Source organism: Fimbriimonadaceae bacterium (assembly GCA_019454125.1).
Lineage (GTDB): Bacteria > Armatimonadota > Fimbriimonadia > Fimbriimonadales > Fimbriimonadaceae > JALHNM01.
Window position 1 is genome coordinate 1747730 of the sequence record CP075365.1, and the last position, 21962, is coordinate 1769691.

Below are 21962 nucleotides of genomic sequence, written 5' to 3' on the forward strand. Positions count from 1 at the left end.
CCGACCAATTATGAATCGGTATCTTGTCGCCAATGTCCTGTGCGATCGTGATTCCGGCCCGAATGGGCAGCACGCGCTTTCCTGGCAAGCCCCTCGCCGACCTTTGCGGCAAGCCCATGGTGCAGTGGGTCTATGAGGCGGCGGTCGCTTCCGGGGTCGCCGGGCGCGTCTTGGTGGCCACTCCGGACAAGGAGATCGTCGCGGCCTGCGGCGCCTTTGGGGCGGAAGCGGTGCTTACGAGTGCGGCCCATGAGACGGGCACCGACCGGATTGCCGAGGTCGCCCGCACGGTGGAAGCGGACTTCTACATCAACGTCCAGGGCGACGAGCCCCTGATGAGTTCCCCGACCATTGCCGCGGTCGCCGGGCCCATGCAGGATGCCGCAGTGAAAATGGCGAGTGTCTACGGCGAAGGGGAGGAGGGCGACGAGGAGAACCCCGCCGTAGTGAAGGTCGTGACGGACTTAGAGGGGTACGCGCTCTATTTCTCGCGCTATGCAATCCCCTTCGCACGGAACCCGCGGAAGACAGGGATCAAGAAACACATCGGACTTTATGCCTATCGAAAGGATGTTCTAGACGCTTTTGCGAAGTGGCCCCCGAGCGAGCTGGAACAGGTCGAGAGCTTGGAACAGCTCAGGTTCATGGAGCACGGGGTCAGGATCAAGATGGCACGAGGGAGCGCCCCCGCGCTGGCGGTGGACACCCCTGCCCAGGCAGACACAGTCCGAGCAATTCTAAGTGCACAGTTGGGCGTAGGACCAGGCGCCATCTGATTTAAACTTCGCGCGTGCTCACGAGACGCTTCGCTTTTGCGATAGTCCCCCTACTCGGACTTTCTGCGCTTGCTTCTGCGGCCGGTCAAGAGTGGTTCCGGTCGGTCAACGTCAACGTCCCTTCAACGGAGAACGGGTATTCGATCCGCACGGACGCGGCAGGCAACATTTTCACCCTGAGCCTGCGCGGCAACAAGGCCGCTTTTTGGTACTTCGGCCAAGTCGTGCTGCGCAAGTACAACTCGTCTGGTGTGCAGCTTCTGGAGGTGCCGGTGGCGGGCCGCTCGGGCGGGACGCTCGGCCCTGGGGATTTCCGCGTCGATTCGGCCGGCAACGTCTACACGCTGGCCACCGAGTACGACGCGGTGAACTTCACCCCCGGCGCGGTGCTCACGAAGTACAGCGGCGCCAATCTCACCCAGCTTTGGAAGTATTCGCTCGGCGCGAACTTCTTGGATTCATTCACCGGACGCGCCAGGCTCGCCATCGACCTTGCGAACAACCCGGTCGTCGCCTCCAGCCAGCAGTCGCTGAACTCGCAGAGCCGATTCCGGGTCGTGAAGCTCAACGGCTCAACCGGAGCGGTGCTTTGGTCGAGGCTCTACACTCGGAACGCCCCCACCCGCTGGGATTCGGCGACCGACCTGGCCCTGGACGCTTCGAACAACGTCATCGTCGGCGGGACGACCTCCACCGACCCGACGTGCAGCCAGCAGCAGCAAGTCTGGGCGTTTGCCCAGAAGTTCCGCGCCAGCGACGGGGCTCCGCTGTGGGCCACGCCTTATACGTCTGCCACGAACATTCAGGGCAACTCGGTGCGGGTGGCTCGGGACTCGGCCAGCGTGCCGTACCTCGCGACGCTCACCAAGGCGAACAACGGGTTTGGCCAGGCGACCGTGGTGAAGCTAAACGCCTCAACCGGCGCGGCGACTTGGACGAAGAACGTGAGCGACGCCGGCTTCAACGGCATCACCCTGAGCCTTAGCGGCTTCTTGATCGGGACGAACAACGAGGCGGTGGTGTCTGCCGACGCTTTCGGCATGAGCTCTGGTGCGGTGGTCGCCCGCTTCACGACGGCGGGCGTCCAAAAGTGGTTCCGCTTCGTCGAAAACTTGACCTACTCAAGCGGCTTCGGCTTCCTGTTCTTCTTTGACTCCCAGCGGTTGGTCGCCCTCGCGGACGATGGCATCTGTGTGACGGGCTCCAAGCCTGGCGCCGAGGTCAATGGCCGCGTTAGCGCGAACCTCTCCACGGTCAAGCTGAACGGTACGACAGGCGTCCAGGTTTGGCGGCGCGACTTCGCGACCTCGGCGACCAACACCTATGGCGCCAGCGCGATCATCAAGGCCCCGAGCGGCAACCCCTTGGTCGTCGGCGGGGTTGACAACGGCACCGAGAGCCAGCCGAACCAGACTTCGGTGATCCTCGCCATGAACCCGGGCACGGGCGCCGCGCTCTGGAACGTGGCCGAGGCGCAGGACGCCATTGGCGGCTTCGACACCGGCGCTTCGGTCGCGCTGAACGGTTCCGGCGGCACCTATGCCACCGGTTCTCGCGGCGGGCAGATCGTCACATACAACTACAACGCGACCGGGACCCTCGTCTGGTCCGCAACCTATGACGGGGTGGCCGGCGACGGGTTGCGCGGCGTCTTTGAGGGGGGCAGCAAGGTTCTCGTCGATGCGCAGAACAACGCGATCGTCATCGGCCGCAACCGAGGCAAGCTCGTCGTGCTCAAGTACAGCCCGACGGGAACGCGGCTTTGGTTCCGCCGCCTTGATTCCATCTCGGAGACCGCGGCGTCCGTCGACAAGCAGAACAACGTCCACGTCGGCTATGAGGTCAACGGGAACGAAGTGGTCGGCAAGCTGAACGGCGCCACCGGCGCGACTCTCTGGACCCGGATCTACAAGGGCCCCTACAGCTCGAACGATATCGCCGCGATCGTCACGGACGGTTCCAACAACACCATCGTCACGGGCGTCAGCTCCGACGATTCCGGGGCTTGCCCGAACGAGACGAACGCGCGGGTCCACACGATGAAGCTCAACACGGCGAACGGCGCCATCCTCTGGCAGCGCACGACCCAGCCGCCCGCAGTCGGCGACGCGCACCCGATCGCGGTCTTCGTGGACTCTGCTAACAACCCGATCGTGGTGGGGGACATGCAGGCGACCGCGACGCAGACCGACTACTTCGCGCTGAAGCTCAACGCCGGCACCGGCGCGCAGACCACGCTCACTCGGTACGACACGGCCACGATGCAGCAATATGCGACGGCGGCGGTGAAGGACGCGGCGGGCAACATCTTCCTCACGGGCATTGTCCCAAGGTCTGCCGCTGGCACGACGGGCGATTCGTTCACGGTGAAGATCAACGGTTCCACCCTTGCCCGCATCTTTGGCGTGGTCGCCCCGGTAGGCAACGACTTCAACTTCGCCACGTCGGTCGCGGTGAACTCCGACGCGTTCTATCTCGGGGGCTACTCCCTGAGCCAAGGCGCGCCGAAGTTTTTCGCCTCGAAGCTCAACGCAAGCACCGGCGCGGTGCAGCAGACCTTCTCGTTCGGAACTCCCACCGGCTTCTTCGGCCACCTTGCGGCGGTTGCTAGCCCGGCCGCGAACAAGCTGGTCTTAGTCGGGACGGTCGCGGGTAGCAACGCAACGAACGCGGACTTCTACATCACGAAGTACGGGTTCTGACGACTCGGCCCGGTGACCTGCGTAAGCACGTCACCGGGCCTTTCCTTTTGCGCCTCAGGCGCTGGCTTGCGCGGTGTGGGGATGCCGCGAGGGGCGCAACGCGAACTTCAGCAACACGGAGCCGAGGATGCCGCTCACAAGCGAGCCCATGAGGATCCCGAGCTTAGCGGCGTCCAGGATCGGGCCAGGGGGGAAGGCGAGAGTCGCAATGAAGAGCGACATCGTGAACCCGATCCCGCCCAAAGCCGCCGTGGCATAGATTTGGGGCCACCGGACCCCGGACGGCAGGATGCTGAGCTTCGCCATGACGCCGAGCTTCGCGAAGATGCTGATGCCGACGGTCTTACCGACCACCAGGGCCAGGGCGATGCCGAGGGCGACGGGGCTCGTAAGCTCTTGCAACCAGTTCGAGCCGAGGGTGACCCCCGCGTTCGCAAGGGCGAAGACGGGCATGATGAAGAACGCCACCCACGGGTGCAAGTCTTCTTCCAAGATCTCCAACGGAGCGTTGGCCTGGTAGACGCGGGCCCTGAGCTCAGAGATCGCCCCGGGGTCGAGACGGGTGGCTTCTTGTGGGACGAGGACGCCGATCAATTCCCGGCCCCGTGAGACGAACTGGTCGGCGGAAAGCCGCGGGGTCGCGGGGATGGTCGCCGCGCAGAGGACGCCCGCAATGGACGCGTGGATCCCGGACTTCAGCACGAAGAACCACGTCACCAAAGAGAAGATGAAGTACGGCGCGGCCTTCCGGATCCCCGTTTTGTTGAAGACGACCATCACGGTGAGGGCGGCCGCCGCGGAGAAGAGGTTATAGGTGGAGATCGTGCCGGAATAGAACAGGGCGATCACGATGACGGCGATGAGGTCGTCGACGATCGCGAACGCGGTGAGGAAGACTTTTAAGCCCAGCGGGGCACGGCTCGCGACAAGGGCAAGGACGCCGAGCGAGAAAGCGATGTCAGTCGCCATGGGGATGCCCCAACCTCGAGCCAGGTCACCCTCCCGGTTGATGGCCAGATAGATCAGGGCGGGCAGGACGGCTCCGCCCGTCGCCGCGAGCAACGGCAGCATCGCCCGCTTCGGCGTCCGCAGCTCTCCGGAGAGGACTTCGCGCTTGATCTCCAAGCCGACCACGAAGAAGAAGATCGCCATCAGCCCGTCGTTCACCCAGTGGCCGAGCGTATAGGACAGGCTAAAGAAGTCGCTGAACGCGACGGTGAGCTTTTCCTCGTGGAAGAGGGAATGGTAGGAGGCGGCCCACCCCGAGTTCGCCCAGACCATGGCGATGACGGTCGCCAAGATCAGGAGAATGCCGCTGGATGACTCCCTCGCGGTGAAGTTCACGACGGGCCGCAAGACGCGCTCAGCCGGAGTCTTGCCGCCAATTGGTTCAAATCGTTTTCTTGCCATTGCCGTCCTTAGCTGGTCTCACCATACGGCCGAGACCGTCAAAACGCGTCACATACCCGGGCCGCGCGCGTCTGATATAAAGGTATGCCCGCCATGACCACTATGACCCTCGCCCTAGCGATGCTCGGTATCCTACCGACCGTGGACGACGCCGTGCCCGCGGTTCGCAACTGGATCCAGCGGAACGTGTCTGGTGTGGTCACCGTCGATCCCGTCCCCTTGAAGGACGACGCCATGGAGGGCGACCCCCTGGGGTTCCGCGCCGTGGCCCTTCACTTTCGCGAGTTTCCCGTGCAGATGATGCCGCCTGCGCCCCTTGCGCCCCGCAGCGTGTTCCTCGTCGACCGCCAGGAGCGGGTCAGGCTGCTGAAGAAGCGGGAGGAGCTGGACGAGCTCTACAAGTCGGCGAAGCCGACCTTTGCCACGGCCGAGCTCGCAGCCAAGTTTGCGGCCGCGTTCCTCGTCGTCTCGCGTGAGTTTTCGCAGGACGGCTTCTTCAAGTTCGAGAAGCCGCAGGTCCAGCCGGTTTCCGATGGCAAAGCGGACCTCTCCCTCCGCGGCGTCGCCGCCGTGGTGGAGCAGGCCGGCGATAAAGGGGCCCTGACCGTGAACTTCCACTTCGACGGGATCGAGGGGGGTGGTTATCGCCTGGTCGGGCTCAAGTCGTCCGACGACATCCTGCCTGGAGTCCGGCCGGTCTGCCAGTCGACCCTCTTGCTGGATCCCAATCCGGTGGTCCGGCGCATGGCGGAACGCGACCTGCTGGTGATGGGCGAGGCATGCTTGCCATACCTGCAAGAGCAACGCGAGAAGGTCTCGCCAGAACTGCAGAAAGAGATCGACCGGGTCGTCGCCCGCATCAAACGCGGCGAACGCTAGACCCTAGAACCGCAGGCTATAGTCGAACCGAAGGTTCCAGTTTTGGATGCCTTGGTCTCGGGGTCGGCCCAGCTCCCAATTGAGGTTTCCGAATCGCAGTGAGAAGGACTGGTTCGGCCCTGGGCGCTGGTCCAGCCGGACGTTGAAGCCGAAGCTTCGGCGCAGCTCTCCACTCTCGTTCGACTCGCCCATCCCGTATTCCAGGAAGAGGGGGGAAGGGTTGTTCGCAAAGAGGGTCAGCCCGGCCTTGAGACTGGTGCGCAATTGGTGCGTCTGCTCGTTGTAGAACTCTTCGAACGTGAGGGAAGACTTGGTGCTGGCGCAACCGTCGTAGGCCACCGTCCACTTGTTGGAGCGGCCAGGAGTCGCCACGTCTCCGAGCAGCACGTTTGGCTGAGCCTGCAGCGGGTTGGTGATCAACTGGTGGCTCACGTGCAGACCCTTGGTGGGTTCGAGGGTCAGGCTGTAGTTACGGACCATCACTTGATCGCCCATCGGCATCGTACGCAGGTTGTACTTAATGTCGGCGCGAATCCAGCTCTTGCCGGTCGTGTCCGTGGTCACCGTGAACTGCCGGTCTATCGCCCGGTCGCCCGAAGGGATGGCCTGGCTGCGATAGTCATAGCCAAAGGCGAACGCGCCGACCCTGCCGCCGAAGCCCATGGTCCGGTTTTCCCGTTGCCAGAGGTCCAGATCGTGGACCGTGTCGGCCGTGTAGTGGAAGCGGACGTCTTTCAGGAATCCCCAGTCAAGCGGCTTGATGTTGGCCAGTGAAACGTTGCCGATATGCTGGTCGCGCTGGTCGTCCCACCCGTTCCGGGTGTAGGACATGCTCTTCATGTCGATCCCTTGGAACTGGCCGGGCGTGATCGAAACGTTGCTGTTCAGCGTCCCGCTCCCGTTGAGCGCATCGCCCACCAACTGGCGCGAGCTCTTGTAGTCCAGCCGGATGTTCCGGCCGAAATCGATCCAGAAACCATAGTCCCGGCGGGTTTCGTCGGGCCGCTCGCCGTCACGCCGAATCTCCGTGTTCGTGACGCTGACGCCCGTCCGGGAGGTGAGGTTTTGGGCCACCGAGTTGCTGGTCAGCGTTTCTTCTTCGCCGGTCTCGTATCGGGTACGGCTGTGTTCGGTCCGCAGGCTCGTAGTCTTGGTGAGCTGGCCCTCGTAGAGCACGGTCTGCTTGGTGGAGTCCGGCGCGGTGTCCTGGACCCCGGTGTACTTCTGGTCTTCTTCGGCGAGCGTCACCACGCCGAAGGTGCCGAAGTCGCGGCGGACGCTGACCGTCTCCTTCCTCTGGTCGAAGAGCGTCTCGTTCGGGCCCTCTTGCACATAGCTCGATTTCGACGCCACGATCTGGGTGGCCTTATCGAGCGCGAACCGCGCATTGGATTGGCTGAACGTCTTTTGCTGCTCGTTCAGCACGTCCACGCCCTGGAACTGGCGATGGTCGAAGGCGAGGTTTGGCAGGATCTGCCAGGCGAGGCCCAGCTCGGACTGGTCGTACCCCATCATGCCGAGCAGGTAATCCCGCTCCGGGTCCATGACTCCGCGGAGGCCCTCGAAGCCAGAGTCCACCGAGCGGCGCGCGTAGTTCAGCTGGAAGCCTTTGTCCGAATAGCCAAACCTCTGTCGGGCCGCTTCGCCGGAAAGGTCGCCCGCGCTCATGCGGTTGAATGAGAGCACCCGCGATCCGCCGAGCTTTAGGGAAGCCTCGAGGTCCGTCTTGTCCAGCCCCCTCGTGTAGCCGAAGCGCTGGTTCTCGGTGAAGAGGAGTTGGCTCGGGTCGAAGTCGGCCGTCTCCGACTGGTCGCGATAGGCCAGGTTGAAGGCCGGTGTGGTGACCTGGTAGCTCTGCGCCTTGAGCGCGTCGGTCTGGGAATCGACGGAAGTCTGCTGGGCTTGGACGGTCGTGCCCCTGCCAAAGTCGTACGACAGGCGCAACCCGCTGCGGTTGAGCCCCGCGGCCCGGCCCCAGTTCTGCCAGTCTTCGTTGCGTAGCCGCGCGTTGGGGTCGTACATCTGGGCGATGGCGTCCAGGTGGCCGCCGATCTCCTCGCGAGAGAGCGTGTTCAGGGCGCCGAAGCCGGCGTCGGCCTCGCGCCGGGTGTGCTGCAGGCTTAGCCGGCCGAACTTATAGCCCAGGTCGATGGCGTTAAAGTCGCCGGTCTCAGTTCGGACGCTGGCGTCGTTGTACGAAAGCAGGGGACCGTTCTTCGGATTAATGGAAAGGCCGAAGGACTCCCGGACCAGGCCCTGTTCACGGGAAAGCTGGTCGCGATCGTTCTCCCGCAGGTCGCCAAAACGGGTGAAGCCGGCCGCGACGCGCTGGTCGCCGAACGACATCTTCATCCAAGGCGTCTCAACGCCCGCACCGCGACGGTAGAAGCCTTTGCCGTCCAGCTGCAGGACCTTGAGCGAGTCGAACTTGAGGTTGCCGCCCGCGAAGTTTTTGCCGAGCGAAAGCGTCTCCCGCTCCATGCCGCGCTCTTTGCCGAGCTGCTTCTTGTCCTCCTCACCCAGGTCGTTGAACCGGTTGAAGCCCGGATCGACCTTCTGGTTCCGCCAATCCATCTCGATGCCGCCCAGCCGCGCTTGGTAGCTGCGCCAAGTGATCGCGCCGTCGTCGTCGCCGACCGACTTCTGGCCAAAGCCGAGCCCGAGGGCGGGGCCGCCAAGGCCGCTCGCCTGGAAGTTGGTGCGCTTCAGGCCCTTCTCCGCGGCCATTTGTTGGATCTCGGCGGCTTCGTAGCCGGCGCCCTCGAAGGCTTGGAAGCCGGAGAAGTTCGCGCCGATGTCGCGGTAGTCGACCCTGATGCTTCCGCCCAGGGCCCTGGATTCCATCGATTGGACGATCGCGGTGGCCCGGCCCTCGTCGACGTCGGTCTTGGCCGTTTCCTCGCCCATGAGGCTGGTGGACTGGACGCGCTCGCGGCTTCCGACCATGTAAAGCCCGCGAAGCTTGCCGCCCCCTCCGAAGCTGAAGCTGTTCTGCAACCCGTAGACGTTGCTTGAGACGACGGTGCCGTCGCCAAGCCGCTCGGTGAGCCCGAGGCCGAGCACCATCGAGGTGTTGTTCGTGAGGCCCAAACGGAGGGAGCTGAAGCCCTTGGCCCCGTCCGAGGCGCCGACCCCGAATGTCCCCGCCTTGCCTTGCTCCTCGTCGTACCGGTATTCGACCGTCACGGGCGACCCGTCGCGGACGGTGGTCTTAAGATAGACCACGCCGGCCTCGTAGTCCATAGCGTAGTCCCGCTCGCGGACAAGGGTGCGGCCTTCGACCGTCACCCGCTCCGAACCGACCTTCACCTTGCCATAGCGAAGCGGCAGGGAGGGCCGGTCGCTCCGGGCCCGGAGCTGATCCATCGAGTTGCGGCCGCCGACCTCGTCCTTGGGCCCCTCGCTTTCGCTGGAGGAGTTTGGCAAAGCGATCTGCCCTGGGGCCACGATGGGCGCCAAAGCCAGAAGCGCGATTCCGATTCTCCAACTACGCATGGGTCAAACGAGTATAGAAACCCTATTGTTAGTATGGCTCAAAAGGCGACTATGACTCCCCGTTTTTTACGAGAACCAGGTACGCAAACGGTCAGTTTTTTTGCGGTTTAGCGTGTCACGCGTCCAGGCTGACCCAGCCGCGAGAATGATGGCTCCTTTCGACGGCGTCCAGCACCCGCTGGTTTTGCAGGCCGTCTTCCAAGTCCGGACGGAACCGACGCCCCTCGTGGTGTGCCTTCGCAGCCTCGGCAATCAGGTTCACGAACGTGTGCTCGTAGCCTAAGATATGGCCGACTGGCCAGTAGTGGCCGGCATAGGGGTGGGCTTCTTGCGTGGCCGGCAGGAGCCGGAAACCAGCCGTTTCGGCTGGGTCGGAGGCGTCGAAGAACTGCAGCTCGTTCATCCGCTCCAGGTCAAAGACAATTGAGCCTCCCGAGCCGTTGATCTCGAACCGGTTCTGGTTCTTACGGCCCAGGGCGAACCGGCTGGCCTCGAAAGAGCCCAGCGCCCCGCCCTGAAACCGGGCGAGCCAGACTGCCGCGTCGTCGACGTCGACCGTCCCGGTGCCGCCATGCCCGTCCGGCCGCTCGCTGATGAACGTCTCGGTCGTCCCGCAGACCTCTGCGAACTCGCCGACGAGGTGGCGGGCAAGGTCGATGATGTGCGAACCGATATCGCCCAGGGCGCCGCTGCCCGCGTGCTCCCTCCGCAGCCGCCAAACCATGGGGAAGGCGGGGTCGGCGATCCAATCCTGTAGGTAGACCGCGCGGAAATGATAGATCCGGCCCAATCGGCCCGATTCCAGGAGCTTCTTGGCCAGGGCCACGGCGGGGGCGAACCGGTAGTTGTGGAAGACGGCGCTGGGCCTGCCGCTGGCCCGGACGGCTTCCGCCATCCGTTTCGCCTCGGCCAGGGTGTTACCGATCGGCTTCTCGCACCAGACCGCCTTGCCCGCTTGGGCGGCCGCCACCGCGATCTCGCAGTGGGAATCGCCCGGGGTCGCAATATCCACGACGTCGATCTCCGGATCCTCCAAGACCTGGCGGTAGTCCGTGGCGAACCCCTCCCAGCCCAGGCTCTGCGCAGCCTCCCGCACTGCCGCCTCGTGACGGCCGCAGACCGTTTTCATCCGGATCTCGACGGGAAGGTCGAAGAAGCGGCCCACCTGGCGGTAGGCGTTGCTATGGGCGCGGCCCATGAACTGGTATCCGATAAGGCCGATCGTGAGGCAGGGGCGGGGCACGCCCTTGAGTCTAGCAAACTCGCCCTCCTAGTTCGCCGCGGCTCGTCGGCGCAGTCACAGAGCTCTTTCGGTGTCTTCAGTTCCACGTAAACGGCGTTAATAATGCCAGTCGTGGGAGAACATTGAAACACGAAACCTTCACGCTAGGGTTAAGAGAACACCCACCACGATAATCGCCGAGCCAGCCAACACTTTGGGTGTTATTGGTTCATGGAGCACCAAGAGTCCGAGTACGACGGCCATGACAAAACTCAGCTTGTCAATTGGTGCCACGACTGATACGGGGCCGCCTTGCAGGGCGCGGAAGTAGCACGCCCAAGAGAGGAAGGTTGCGAGCGCCGACAGGCCTAAGAAGAGCCAAGTCGTCCCTTTCAAGGTCGTCACTTCAAGATCCTTGGTGCCCCACGCAAGGGCGACTGCGAAGACCAGGACAAAGGCCACCCGAACAGCGAGCGCCAGGTTTGGCGGGACGCCTTCCACACCCTTCTTCGCGAGGATGGCAGTCAGGCCGGCGAAAAGCGCCGAGAGCAAGGCCCAAGCTCGAAAGTCCATGGGGTCCGGAGTATACGAGAGGGTTCGACGCCGCCTGGAGGCATAAGCGGTGGGTGGTTGTAGCAGCGGGAGAGGGATCGCAAGGGCTTATCCGAAGTGAGACCGAGCGGTAGCCGCACGCCCCTCTGCGTCTCACACCGCCCTTGTGACGACACAAACCATGACTATCGCCGGTGTGTAACTTAGGTTCGGTACGGGACGTTAAGAGGAGCGACATAGGACTTGTGACCTACCCCAGGGTTCGCCTTATAATGCTCTTTATTATGAGAAACATGCAAGTAGGCAAAGTGCTCCTCGCAGGCTCCTTGGGGCTTAGCATCCGACGCGGGGGCGCTCTTAGTATCCGCGGCGCTGATCTTGTCCCAGTCCCCTATATGCCAGACGGATTTCTACACCGTCGAGAAACAACTGCCGCCTGGTACGCAAGTCGTCGATCTTCGGGGAGAGGAACCGCGAGCCCTGGTCTACAGTGGTTCATGGCCTGCGCAAGCCGCCGAGGTGCCGGCCGCCTTTCATGGCCCGAGGCCGTGGCATCTGGCCCTGGCTGGCAGTATCGCCCTGTGCGTCCTCGGCTTCGTCAGCCTCGGCAAGTCGCGACGTCGCGCCTGACCGAGTTTTGTATGCCTCGGCACGCCCGTGCCGAGGCATAGGAACCGTTCTCTCGGCCGGGGCCTCCTCGCCCGCCGCTATTCCTGCCAGCGAAACTCGGTGAAGACAGCAGAGTGGTCTGACGGCCAGTGTGGGTCGGCTTCGTCAAGCATCCGCGACTCGACCGGCTTCAACTGGTCCCCCTTCCAGTAGACAAAGTCGATTCGGTCTTGGATCTGTTCAGGATAGCGAGGTGTCCAAGTCCTGTCGCGCATGCGGTCGATGACTGGGTTGCACTTGCGGTAGGAGTCGCGATAGCCGCCCTCTTCCATGAGCTTGGTCACGGGCCACTCGATAGGCTCGCCGTAGATTTCTCTTGCGCTCTCGACATAGTCGAGGTGGGAGTTGCTGTTGAAGTCGCCGCCGATGATGACTGGCATCGATTCCTCGTCCTTGAGCTTTTCGGCGATGCCGTCGAGGATCGCGCGGATCTCCTTCTTCCGGCTGTCTCCGTCTTTAGCCAGCAGGTCTTCGACCGACCGCCCGTCCCGCGAGCGGGGGGTCTGTCCAGATGTCGTCCACGTAATGGATCCAAACCGAGTACACGGCGAACCGCTTCCCGTCCGGTCTGCGGACAATCGCCCCGACGCAGTTGAACGGCTGATAGACCGAGACGTCCCGTTCGATCGGCCACCGGCTGAAGATCGAGACGTTGGTGCCACGCGGGTGGTAGTGGAACTTCAAGCCCTTCGCAAAGGCCTCGCCGCTGCCGTATGTCTCGACCATAGCGACCACGTCGGCCCGCTCGCGCACGATGACGTCCATCACGCTTTTTTGACGCCTCGCCTTATCGGCCGGGTCGGTGGCGTCCATAGCCTCGTCGCCGCCGCGAAAGATGTTCCGGGCCAGGAAACGGACGTCGGCGGGCGCCGACGAGAACACCGCCGACGCGATCAAACTGACAAGCATGGCTAGAGTGTGCCACGCCTGTGTTAAGAGTCCGACACGCCGGCTGAAGGCTTAGGCGATGGGACGGCCGCCAGCTCCAAATGGGCTGGCCGCCGTCCGTTCTCGGTTACTTGACCTCGACTTTGCCGCCAGCCTCTTCGAGCTTCTTCTTGAGCTCGTCGGCGGCGTCTTTGCCGATGCCTTCCTTGATCGGCTTCGGCGCGCCGTCGACCAGGTCCTTGGCTTCCTTAAGGCCGAGGCCGGTGACTTCGCGAACGACCTTGATGACGTTGAGCTTGTTGGCTCCGGCTTCAGCGAGGATGACGTCGAACTCGGTCTTCTCCTCGACCGGGGCGGCGTCTGCACCGCCACCCATTCCCGGCATCATCATGGGCATGCCCATCATGGGGGCGGCGGCGGTCACGCCGAACTTCTCTTCAAGCGCGGTCTTGAGCTCACTGAGCTCGAGGGCGGTCATACCACTGATCTTTTCGACCAGTTCTTCGACTACGGTGGCCATTTCTTAATTACTCCTTGTTTTCTTCTGGGGTGGGGGCGTCGCCCTCCGGGGTCGGGGCGGCTTCGGCCGCAGGGGCTTCGCTTTCTTCGGCGGTGGCGACGACGACGGCGGGCACCTCGTCATCGGCGCTTGGAGCCTCGGTCGCTTCCGGCGCCGACGGGGCAGCTTCCTCCGTCGGTTTTTCGGGGATCGGGGAGCCTTCGGCGACCTTGTCCGCCACGGCCCCGATCACCCGGATCGGATCGGCATAGAGCGCCTCGACCACACCCACCAAATTGGAGAGCGGGGCGGCGACGGCTCCGATGACCTGCGCGATGAGGACATCTCTCGGCGGGAGCTTGCTCAGCGACTCAACCTGCTTGTCGTTGAAGCTCTTACCGTTGATGAGGCCTCCCTTAACGATGAGAGCCTTGTTCGTCTTCGCAAAGTCCATAAGGACCTTGGCGAGGTCGGTCTCGTTCTCGTAGAGGTAGACGACAGCGGTCGGGCCGCTGCCAAGCTCCTCGGGGAGGTTCTTCGCGTGGTCGCCGATCGCGATGCGGAAGAGAGTGTTCTTCACGACCTGGAACTCGCCGCCCTTGTCCTTCAGCTGCTTGCGCAACGTCTGGAGCTGGTGGACTTTGAGCCCTCGATATTCGCTGAAGATCACCCCCGCTGCCTTGTCGTACCTTGCCTTCGTCATGTCAATGACGTTCGCTTTTTGGGCAGTCGGCATGTTGATCGTTCCTAAAGTTAAAGCTCCCGTCCAAACATGGGAAGCGGGAGCCTTAAGCTTATCACGACCCTGGGAATCCCAGCGCCGATTAAACTGTGTTCCGCCACCTCGGTCGGCCCGTCTTTCGACGGATTAGAGCCAATGGCCACCGACTGTCTCTGGAGAGCATTGCGAGTATGGCAGTCGCCGTCACTCCGGTTTAGGGCTTGTGGGCTAAGGAAGAAGATGGTGGGCCAGGCTCGAGTTTGGGCCGGGTGAGAAGACGAGGTACAGCCCGACGGCCACCGACTCTACGCGAAAGTCGGCCAAGTAAGCGTCGATCGCGGCAGGGTCGAGCTTTCTCGAGGCAAGCTGGTCACGAAGCAAGAACCTTGCCGCGGCAAGGCCGGACGAGCCGCTTAAGCCGGATTCGCCCGAGTAGACTTCCGGCAGGGTTCCCTTGAGCTGGGCCAGAAGATGGGTCACAGCCTCCTCCTTGACCATTTTGCGGCGTGCCTCCCACTCGGTCTCATACTCCAGCAAGAACTGGCCAAAGGTTTGCCAGCAGTCGGCGCGTCTCTCTTGGGAGACGAACGGGCCGAAGTAGCTCGCCTGAAGGCTCGATTGGACTGATTCCGTGCCGGGCCATAAGAGCGGCAATTCAGGGCCGGAATTGGTATTGGTCAGGGAAGTGCTTCCGCTCTTGCTGAGCGACTCATAGAACTGATCGGCCTTGGGAAGGTCGGCCGTCATGCGCAAAAACTCGGTCTTGCCACCGCTCGAGACGCGGGCAAGACGGGCTGGCAAGAACCCGACCCTCAGGTCGGCGCGCACCGGGACCGAACCATTCTTCATCTTAGCGGTTGAAACCTCGGAACCGACCAATCGTTTGAGGGAGGGCGGCAGGGCATCGTATCGAATCGTACCATCGCTTTCCAAGCGGACATCGCGCAGCTCCTTTAGAGCTTCGCAGATAATTTCTCGCTCCTGGCCCCTCAGGATCGAGACGTCCACGAACAAGTCGTAGTCCCGCCCCTTTACCTTCCTCGCCCCTCGTTTCAACAGCAGGGCTTCCCGCTTCTGAGGGGTTTCTTTGTAGAGTGCCGAGATGTCGGAGACCGCGCCGACTGCAGCGATCAGCGCCTGCAGCTCGGCAGGCGCTTCCTGACGTGCCAGAGCCACGGCGAGTAGATAGGAGAGCTCAATCATTGGGCCAAAAATACTCCTTGAAGTGCGTGATGTGAGCGCCGGAGTAGTTGACCAAATTCCGGCTGACTATGGCGTTTCCATTCTCCCACACCTGCCAGGCCATCTCTTTCTTCCAACGAGCTCGAACCACCAATTGCCAGCCAGGGAGAAGATCGTACGTAGGTATTGAAGCAGGGTCAGAATACACCGTCTCGACGAAGTCCCACTCATCAAGGTAGCTCGCCCAAGTAGGAGGATTTTCAGTGGGGGAGCCAAGAATGCTGTGCACCCTTTGCGAAGTATGGTCGTAACCTCCACCGTATATGAGGTTAGACCCGTTATTCGGCACGACGGTGTCGTTTCCGGTGACCTGTACCGAGAACGGTACCTGATCCACAGTCAGCACCCAGGTAAGAAGGGCAGCCTCTAACATGTTTCTATTCTGCAATTTGTTTCGGGTGGGTGCAACAGTATTTGTGCTAGTTTGTTTTGCGTACTGCCGGGCCTGCAGGTGCTTGGCTAGGTGGCCTCGAACCAGCCATGAGACCTGAGCTAAATTGCACCGACAATCGATGATGTGGACCGAAGTTTGGACACATTTGACTGGCCCGCGGTGGTCGAGATGCCGATCCATGCGGTGGTGGCCGACCGGATCTGGCGTCCGATCCTGACCGAGCGGCGACTGCGCAACCAAGAGGTGTGGGATGACGCGGCCCGCTGGCGCATGGGCTTCTACTTCGGCGAGGGCGACACCAGGCTCTGGGTCCCCCGCCGCCTCGAGAACGGCAAGGCTAACGAAGAGGACCGGGTCATCAACTTCGCCCATCCCCTCGGCCGCCGTGCCTTCCGCATCCTGATGCTGGCCTACGGCATCGCCGCGGTCGCCGGAGTCTTCTTTGCGATGGCTCTTGCCGGCGTCCGCTGGTAGAGGGGGCCGCAGTCGGTTTCGCGGGGGAGCGACCGGACTAGCTGCGAAAAAAAGTCCCTAGGTTGGAAGCGGCAAGCCCATAGCCGCGAGCCACTCCCGGTGCTTTTTAATCCTCTCGCCCTCGTCGCTTGCCAGGTTGAAGGGGCGTCCGCGAGAGTCAATGATGATTCCGATGGTGCCACCTTCCAGCCGCATCTGCCTTGACTTGCCCTTGCCCGCGCCGACGTCCATCGTCTTGCAGGGCTCGATCGTGACGTCCTTAAACTCTCCCCGGCCGAGCGGGATGACCTTGATCTGGCCGTAAGGAAGCGCCTCGTTGATGCCGTCTCCGCGGAGGGTGACGACCGGCTCGGTCGAGTTCTTCGGGGCTGGGCCGACCGGCGCGACGCAGTGGCCAGCCTTCACGATGCAGTCGTATTCGAAGACCTCGCGCGCGGCCTGGTAGTGGTGCTCGCTGAGCACGCCCAGGTGCGGCATCATGAAGATCGAGTCGACCGTGAGCATGGTGACGCCCTCGGGCTCATAGGCGTCCATCATCATGAGCGCCGATTGGGCGCGGAGCGGGGCGTGGCTGAGGACGCCGCCCGAGCCGATGATCATGTCCAGCTTCATCATCTTGATGAGCGTCTCGCCCGTCGTCGCCTGCTCAAAGATCTGGCCGACGTCACGCTGCTGCTGGGTTCCTTTAAGGGTGCGGGCGAGCGACTTGTGGTGGTAGAAGGCCAGGCGCAGCGCCTCACGCGCGACGGCCTGCTCGATGAGCAGGTCTTCGTACGTCTGGGGAATCGTGGTCGGTCGGATCATCTTGTTCCGAAGCCGGTTTCGCACTTCGAACGGGTCGATCTTGAAGGGCAGCCAACGGGCGATGTTCTCGGTGCCCGCCTCCTTCAGCACGTTGCAGATCGAGTAGCTCATGCCGAGGTTGGCCGAGACCGTGCGGTTATAGATGCCGTCGAAGACAGAGAAGACGTCCGTGGTCGCGCCGCCGATGTCGACGCCCAGGATGTTGATCCCCTCCTCGCGCGCATAGCTCTCCATGAGCTTGCCGACCGCGTTCGGGGTCGCCATCACTTCCTCGCTGGCCCAGTCGAGCAGCTTCGAATAGCCCGGCGCCTGTTGCATGACGTGCTCCAGGAAAAGCTCGTGGATCTCGTCGCGGGCGGGGCCGAGGTTCTCCTGCTCCAGGGTCGGCCGGATGTTGTCGACGACCTTCACCGCGATCGATTCGCCGAGGACTTGCTTGACCTCTTCGCGCACCTCGCGGTTGCCCGCGAAGATGACCGGCAGCTGCATATCGCCGAACCGCGGCTTGGGGTCGGCCCGGTGGATGACCTCGGCCATCTCGATCAGGTGGCTCTTCGTGCCGCCGTCGGTTCCGCCCGACATCAAGATGATGTCGGGGCGCAGCTTCCGCAACCGCTCGACTTTCTGGAAGTCTTTACGGCCGTCGTCGACCGCAAGGGTGTCCATCAAGATCGCGCCTGCACCCAGGGCGGCGCGCTCGGCCGATTCCGCGCTCATGGCCTTGACGACCCCCGCGACCATCATCTGCAGGCCGCCGCCGGCCGATGATGTGGAAACGTACATATCGCTTCCGTCGAGCTCGCCGGCCCGCGGCTGGGCTGGTTCGCCGTCCTTCAGCAGCCGCCAGACGGTGCCGTCCTTGATAAGCTTGCGGCGGCCGGGCTTGAAGCCTTCGGCTTCGGGAACGTCTGACTCCGTGATCTCCTCAAGCTCGGTCATGGCGTTCAGCACGCCGACGGTGACGTCCTCGAACGGCTTTTCAACGGTCGTCGGCGCCTCTCCGCGCGCGACCAAGCGATACTGGCCGTTTGGGTTGCGCTCGATCAGGATCGCTTTGGTCGTTGTGGAGCCGCAGTCAGTGGCGACGATGCGCAGGACGTCCGGCTGGGACATGGGGCAGAGTATAGCCTTTGGCCGATCGCGGATGCGGCTTGAGGACGCGGCCATGCTTTCGGGGCCACCACAAGGGTGGCCCCGCTGGATTGTCTGCGGTGCATTACCTGCGACCGCTCTGGCTGGTGGTGCCTAGCTAGGCCTTAGACAAAGCGGCCGTACTCGTCACGGTCGCGGTTGCGTGCCGCGCGCGACCGGTTGTCGTCATCGTCGTCATACCGACTGCGACTGCCGCCACGCGATCCGCCGCCGTAGTTAGATCGGCCGCCCCGGTCATCGTCGTCGTCGCTCGTGAATCGACCGTACTCGTCCCGGTCACGTTGCATCGCCGCGCGCTGGGCGCCTTCGGAACGGTGTCGGTGCTCCTCCGAGCTGATGTTGCGACCCCGGTCGTCGTCGCGGCCGCGGTATCCGCCCTGTGATCCGCCGCGATATTCATCGTTGTCATACCGGCCACCGCCACCGTTGTTGCCCCGGGAGCGATCGCCGCCACCGCCGTTTCGAGAGCGGCCGCGGTCGTCGTCGTCGTCCTGGCTCACGAAGCGGCCGTACTCGTCGCGCGGCATGTTCTCCGCACGGCGGGACCGGTCGCCATCGTCGCCGCCACGGCCCCTGCTCGAACCGTAACCGCCGCGGTCGTCGTCGTTGCGGCCCTGTCCGCCGCTGCGTCCATAGCTGCGCGATCGGCCGCGGTCGTCGTCGTCGTCCTGGCTCACGAAGCGGCCGTACTCGTCGCGCGGCATGCTCTCCGCACGGCGGGAGCGGTCGCCGTCGTCCCCGCCACGGCCCCTGCTCGAACCGTAACCGCCGCGGTCGTCGTCGTTGCGGCCCTGCCCGCCGCCGCTGCGGCCATAGTTGCGGGATCGGCCACGGTCGTCGTCGTCGTCTTGGCTCACGAAGCGGCCGTACTCGTCGCGCGGCATGCTCTCCGCACGGCGGGAGCGGTCGCCGTCGTCCCCGCTACGGCCCCTGCTCGAACCGTAACCGCCGCGGTCGTCGTCGTTCCGGCCCTGTCCGCCGCCGCTGCGTCCATAGCTGCGCGATCGGCCACGGTCGTCGTCGTCGTTACTCGTAAAGCGGCCGTACTCGTCGCGAGGCATGCTCTCCGCTCGGCGGGAGCGGCGGTCATAGTCGTCGTCCTGGTTCGAACGGCCGCGCGAGCTTGAGCGGTCGTCTTCCTCATAGCGACTGCGGGACCGGCCACCACGGTCGTCGTCATCACTCACAAAACGGCCATATTCGTCGCGCTCTTGAGAGCGGGCGTTCCAGCCACGGTTGTCGTCGTCGTCGTTACGACCGCGCCCATAGCCGCCGCGATCCCGATCGTCGGACCGGCCGCCTCGGCGCTCGTCTTCGTCGCTTCGATATCGTTCACTTGTTCTCGGCATTGTGATCACCGGCTTGGGCGCTTCACAGCCCTCGCCATTGGGAGATTCACGGGCAGAGCGCTAAAAGCCCGGACAGAACCCTGGAGTGCCGCCTAGAAATCCCATAAGAACTGCGAGGTAATAAACTAAAACGCAAGGGCACCACACATTCTGGTGGCGCCCTTCTCGGTTTTTCAACCTATTCGGCATCGTCGGGAGCGGGAGCGGTAATCGCCCTCATCCTCGTCGTTGAAACCTCGCCCACGGTCGTCCTCGTACCCGTTGCTTTCACGGCTGGAACGGCCCCAGTTCGAAGAGGCTGGCCGGCCCTGGCCGGATCGCTCGTACCGACCCTCTCCGGAACCCCCGTAACCGCCTTCGTACGACTCGCGATTGCCGCTGGATCCGTAGGAGCCGCCCGCCCTCCTGCCGCGTTGCTCGCCATAGCCGTCGCCTGAGCCGCTGCCATAGCCCTGGCTTGAGCCGCCACCCGAGCCCTGTCGATAGGAGTAGCCCTGATCGTCGTCCTCGGAGAACCGGCTGCGCCGATAACCGGCCTCGCGAGAGCCGTCGTTGTCGTCCTCGTAATACCCGCGGCTATAAGAGTCTTGGTCGCCGCCCCGTCGGTAATCGTCTTGCTGGCCGGACGAACCACGTCGGGTGCCTTCCGACCGCCCTTCGTCATAGCTTCGCGCACTCTGCTGGTCGTAGCCGCCGCTGTATCCGCCGCGTCCGTAGCCCTCTTGCGAAGACTGCCGGCCGTACTCCTGCAACGAGGGGCGGCGCAAAGAAGGGCCGCGATAGCGCTGGCTCGGAGTCATGTCGAAGGTTTCGACGACGACCATAAACCGTTCCGTCTGCCGCTTGTTCTGCATCAGTTCGTCGCTGGCGAAGTCGAAAAGGTCCGAAGCGGCGTTGATCTCTTCTTGGAGCGATTGTTTGAACACATCGACCATCTCTTCCTTCTGAAGGCACTTGGCTAGGACGACAAGCGCGCTGTAAGACGCGATCTCGTAGTGCTCGATCTTGAGCAACCAGGCCGCGAGGGTCGGGTCGTGCTCGTCCCCAGTGGGCAGGGACGCCATCATTTGGTCGCCTTCCTTAAGAATCGCTTCCATTGCTTCGCACTTCTTTCCGTCCGCCTTCTCGCCTAAGCTCGACAAGATCTTTTCAAGTCGGTCGCACTCTCTATCCGTCTCCTTCCTATGAGACTCTAACGACCTTTTTAACTCACGGTTTTTGACTTTGCCGATCATCTCCGGCAGCTTCGCCGCGATCTGTTGTTCGGCACTCAGCATGTCCTTCAGCTGCGTGACGAAAACCTTTGACAATTCGCTCTGGGAATTGTTCTTAGAGCTGGTCTTATCGTTGCGCTGGGAAGTGGTTTCGGTTTCGGTTCCTTGCTTGTCCGCCATATAGCAGGCTGACGCAAACCCTTGTAAGAAGAGTATAAACGACCCAGTGCTTTTCGCGGGCCCACACAGAGAGTGACTTCCGGCGAACGACGAGGCGGCTGGAGCCGCGCGCCGGTCTGCTGTGGAGCGCCCCGGCCACAAAATCGTACGAACTCGCACTTGAAGCTGCGGCTCTCGGTGGTAGACTCGATCCCTCAATGGCGAGCGTCACCTTCCGCGGTGTCTCGAAGATTTTTGGGAAAGACGTTCGTGCTGTGGACAACCTGGACCTCGAGATCCGAGACGGGGAGTTTATGGTGCTGGTCGGCCCTTCCGGTTGTGGCAAGACCACGGCGCTGCGCATGATCGCGGGGCTGGAAGAAGCTACGGACGGAGACATCGCCATCGGCGAGCGCCGGGTGAACGACGTCCCCCCGAAAGACCGCGACATCGCGATGGTCTTCCAGAACTACGCGCTCTATCCGCACATGTCCGTCTATGACAACATCGCCTTCGGCCTTCGGTTGCGCGAGCTTAAGAGTTTCTGGTGGCAGGTCGCGCACTATGGCGAGGCCAGGCGCATCCGCGAGGACATCGACAGCCGCGTGCGCGAGACCGCCCGTATGCTCTCCATCGACGGCCTCCTCGCACGGCGGCCGAAGGAACTCTCCGGCGGACAGCGCCAAAGGGTGGCGCTGGGCCGGGCGATCGTGCGAAAGCCGAAGGTCTTCTTGATGGACGAACCGCTTTCCAACCTGGACGCAAAGTTGCGCATCCAGACCAGGGCGGAGCTCATCCGGCTCCACCGGAACCTGGTCACGACCACCGTCTATGTCACCCACGACCAGGTGGAGGCGATGACGATGGGCCAGCGGATCGCAGTGATGAGCGAAGGCGTGCTCCAGCAGTGCGACCGTCCCGACGAGGTCTATAACCGGCCCGCTAACAAGTTCGTCGCCAGCTTCATCGGCTCGCCGCCCATGAACATCATGGAAGGGGAAGTCTTGAACGGGCACGTCCGCGTCGGTGCGCTGAACATCGGCCTCCCCCCACGCAACCCAATGCGGGGAAAGGTGGGCTCCAAGGTGTGGATCGGGATCCGCCCCGAGGACATCTATGCGAGCGAGCACAGCAAGGATGTGCCGGAGAACTCGGAGAACGCGTTCGAAGCAAAGATCGACGTGGTCGAGCGGCTTGGTGCGGAAGACACCGTCTATCTGGACGCAGGCGGCCTTGCTCTGACCGCGACCCTGGACCCTGTCGTCTCAGCCCAGGAGACAACGACGCGCAAGTTCCTGTTGGACCTCGACAAGGTGCACGTCTTCGATTACCAGACCGGCGCGGCGATCCGCACGAACTGA

General features: G+C 63.1%; 18 protein-coding genes. 5 read left to right on the forward strand and 13 right to left on the reverse strand.

The window, feature by feature from the left end; translation table 11 throughout:
- Window positions 1-32: 32 nt before the first annotated feature.
- Window positions 33-776, forward strand: a complete 744-nt coding sequence (gene kdsB, locus KF733_08650) for a 3-deoxy-manno-octulosonate cytidylyltransferase (protein QYK55071.1) — start codon at window positions 33-35, stop codon at window positions 774-776.
- Between the two features lie 14 nt (window positions 777-790).
- Window positions 791-3478: a hypothetical protein gene (locus tag KF733_08655; protein ID QYK55072.1), complete on the forward strand. Its 2688-nt coding sequence runs from the start codon at window positions 791-793 to the stop codon at window positions 3476-3478.
- 54 nt (window positions 3479-3532) lie between these two features.
- On the opposite strand, the gene nhaA is transcribed toward KF733_08655, so the two are convergent.
- Window positions 3533-4888, reverse strand: a complete 1356-nt coding sequence (gene nhaA / locus KF733_08660) for a Na+/H+ antiporter NhaA (GenBank protein QYK55073.1) — start codon at window positions 4886-4888, stop codon at window positions 3533-3535.
- Between the two features lie 93 nt (window positions 4889-4981).
- Here nhaA and KF733_08665 point away from each other — a divergent pair, with 93 nt between their 5' ends.
- The gene (locus tag KF733_08665) at window positions 4982-5767 is read left to right on the forward strand and encodes a hypothetical protein (protein QYK55074.1); all 786 of its coding nucleotides are present in this window, start codon (window positions 4982-4984) and stop codon (window positions 5765-5767) included.
- A 3-nt stretch (window positions 5768-5770) separates the two neighbouring features.
- Here the strand turns inward: KF733_08665 and KF733_08670 are convergent, their stop codons facing one another.
- The 8 genes from KF733_08670 to KF733_08705 all read right to left on the reverse strand — a co-directional run bounded on the left by KF733_08670 (window position 5771) and on the right by KF733_08705 (window position 15428).
- The gene (locus tag KF733_08670) at window positions 5771-9262 is read right to left on the reverse strand and encodes a hypothetical protein (protein ID QYK55075.1); all 3492 of its coding nucleotides are present in this window, start codon (window positions 9260-9262) and stop codon (window positions 5771-5773) included.
- 115 nt (window positions 9263-9377) lie between these two features.
- On the reverse strand, window positions 9378-10505 hold the full coding sequence (locus KF733_08675) for a Gfo/Idh/MocA family oxidoreductase (protein ID QYK55076.1): 1128 nt from the start codon (window positions 10503-10505) through the stop codon (window positions 9378-9380).
- 138 nt (window positions 10506-10643) lie between these two features.
- On the reverse strand, window positions 10644-11057 hold the full coding sequence (locus tag KF733_08680) for an EamA family transporter (GenBank protein ID QYK55077.1): 414 nt from the start codon (window positions 11055-11057) through the stop codon (window positions 10644-10646).
- A gap of 686 nt (window positions 11058-11743) precedes the next feature.
- The gene (locus tag KF733_08685; GenBank protein ID QYK55078.1) at window positions 11744-12283 is read right to left on the reverse strand and encodes an endonuclease/exonuclease/phosphatase family protein; all 540 of its coding nucleotides are present in this window, start codon (window positions 12281-12283) and stop codon (window positions 11744-11746) included.
- Between the two features lie 437 nt (window positions 12284-12720).
- Window positions 12721-13113 carry a 50S ribosomal protein L7/L12 gene (rplL, locus tag KF733_08690; GenBank protein QYK55079.1) on the reverse strand — a complete coding sequence of 131 codons (393 nt, stop codon included), beginning with the start codon at window positions 13111-13113 and terminating at the stop codon, window positions 12721-12723.
- Window positions 13114-13120: 7 nt separating this feature from the next.
- Entirely contained in the window at window positions 13121-13828 is a 708-nt protein-coding gene (gene rplJ, locus KF733_08695) for a 50S ribosomal protein L10 (protein ID QYK55080.1), read from the reverse strand.
- 213 nt (window positions 13829-14041) lie between these two features.
- Complete coding sequence (locus KF733_08700) at window positions 14042-15016, reverse strand: hypothetical protein (GenBank protein ID QYK55081.1); 975 nt, start codon at window positions 15014-15016, stop codon at window positions 14042-14044.
- Entirely contained in the window at window positions 15009-15428 is a 420-nt protein-coding gene (locus KF733_08705) for a hypothetical protein (GenBank protein QYK55082.1), read from the reverse strand. Before KF733_08705 ends, KF733_08700 begins: the two co-directional genes overlap by 8 nt.
- Before the next feature lie 144 nt (window positions 15429-15572).
- On the opposite strand from KF733_08705, the gene KF733_08710 reads away from it, so the two are divergent.
- Entirely contained in the window at window positions 15573-15923 is a 351-nt protein-coding gene (locus tag KF733_08710) for a hypothetical protein (GenBank protein ID QYK55083.1), read from the forward strand.
- 57 nt (window positions 15924-15980) lie between these two features.
- Here KF733_08710 and KF733_08715 read toward each other — a convergent pair whose 3' ends face one another.
- The 4 genes from KF733_08715 to KF733_08730 form a co-directional block, all read right to left on the reverse strand.
- On the reverse strand, window positions 15981-17840 hold the full coding sequence (locus KF733_08715; protein ID QYK55084.1) for a glutamate mutase L: 1860 nt from the start codon (window positions 17838-17840) through the stop codon (window positions 15981-15983).
- Window positions 17841-17983: 143 nt separating this feature from the next.
- A complete protein-coding gene (locus tag KF733_08720; protein QYK55085.1) occupies window positions 17984-19066 on the reverse strand; it encodes a hypothetical protein in 1083 nt (360 codons plus the stop codon).
- Window positions 19063-19215: a hypothetical protein gene (locus KF733_08725; protein ID QYK55086.1), complete on the reverse strand. Its 153-nt coding sequence runs from the start codon at window positions 19213-19215 to the stop codon at window positions 19063-19065. The genes KF733_08720 and KF733_08725 overlap by 4 nt, the downstream gene beginning before the upstream one ends.
- A 186-nt stretch (window positions 19216-19401) precedes the next feature.
- Window positions 19402-20538 carry a DUF892 family protein gene (locus KF733_08730; GenBank protein ID QYK55087.1) on the reverse strand — a complete coding sequence of 379 codons (1137 nt, stop codon included), beginning with the start codon at window positions 20536-20538 and terminating at the stop codon, window positions 19402-19404.
- Window positions 20539-20819: 281 nt separating this feature from the next.
- Here KF733_08730 and ugpC point away from each other — a divergent pair, with 281 nt between their 5' ends.
- Window positions 20820-21962, forward strand: a complete 1143-nt coding sequence (ugpC, locus tag KF733_08735; GenBank protein QYK55088.1) for a sn-glycerol-3-phosphate ABC transporter ATP-binding protein UgpC — start codon at window positions 20820-20822, stop codon at window positions 21960-21962.

Excerpts from the sequence above, each read along its gene's own strand:
- rplL (QYK55079.1), bottom strand. The coding sequence starts at position 13,113 with ATGGCCACCGTAGTCGAAGAACTGGTCGAAAAGATCAGTGGTATGACC.
- KF733_08680 (QYK55077.1), bottom strand. The coding sequence starts at position 11,057 with ATGGACTTTCGAGCTTGGGCCTTGCTCTCGGCGCTTTTCGCCGGCCTG.
- KF733_08705 (QYK55082.1), bottom strand. The coding sequence starts at position 15,428 with ATGTTAGAGGCTGCCCTTCTTACCTGGGTGCTGACTGTGGATCAGGTA.
- ugpC (QYK55088.1), top strand. The coding sequence starts at position 20,820 with ATGGCGAGCGTCACCTTCCGCGGTGTCTCGAAGATTTTTGGGAAAGAC.
- nhaA (QYK55073.1), bottom strand. The coding sequence starts at position 4,888 with ATGGCAAGAAAACGATTTGAACCAATTGGCGGCAAGACTCCGGCTGAG.
- KF733_08700 (QYK55081.1), bottom strand. The coding sequence starts at position 15,016 with ATGATTGAGCTCTCCTATCTACTCGCCGTGGCTCTGGCACGTCAGGAA.
- KF733_08715 (QYK55084.1), bottom strand. The coding sequence starts at position 17,840 with ATGTCCCAGCCGGACGTCCTGCGCATCGTCGCCACTGACTGCGGCTCC.
- KF733_08665 (QYK55074.1), top strand. The coding sequence starts at position 4,982 with ATGACCACTATGACCCTCGCCCTAGCGATGCTCGGTATCCTACCGACC.
- rplJ (QYK55080.1), bottom strand. The coding sequence starts at position 13,828 with ATGCCGACTGCCCAAAAAGCGAACGTCATTGACATGACGAAGGCAAGG.
- kdsB (QYK55071.1), top strand. The coding sequence starts at position 33 with ATGTCCTGTGCGATCGTGATTCCGGCCCGAATGGGCAGCACGCGCTTT.
- KF733_08670 (QYK55075.1), bottom strand. The coding sequence starts at position 9,262 with ATGCGTAGTTGGAGAATCGGAATCGCGCTTCTGGCTTTGGCGCCCATC.